The sequence below is a fragment of the Anaerosporobacter sp. genome, assembly GCF_965301125.1.
Map to the genome: position 1 here is coordinate 1 of NZ_CBDLAM010000224.1, position 425 is coordinate 425.

Below are 425 nucleotides of genomic sequence, written 5' to 3' on the forward strand. Positions count from 1 at the left end.
ATGTTATCTATACCTGTTACGTTATAAGCTCGAAGAGGAATGAAATAGGTATCTAAATTATTAAGGTTATCTGGCATTTGAGCAAATGCTTTTTGTTGTTTCTGATAAAGACTTTCAGATAATGCATCATCAAAACTTGTTACTACACCATTTATTATGAGTATTTGATTTACAACGCCAAGGTCCATTAGCTCTTTTGAGGCACGTTCTGCTTCTTTTAATGGTCCATTATCAGGTCTTGCAACAAGAATTAGTGTGGTTAAGTTACTATCTGTTAATGTATCAACTGCCTTTTTGTAAATATCTTTCTTTTCGCCTAATCCAGCAAGTTGACCAAGACAAGAAGCTCCATGCGTACTTTCGCTAATGAATCCACTCCAAGCAGATGGTAATTGTAACATTCTTAATGTATGACCTGTTGGAGC

1 protein-coding gene is annotated in these 425 nt (G+C 35.3%); it reads right to left on the minus strand.

Annotated features, from left to right (window positions below):
* Positions 1 to 425: ArsA-related P-loop ATPase (locus tag ACW2QF_RS17255; RefSeq protein WP_455717256.1), on the minus strand; the 425-nt coding region annotated here is incomplete at both ends.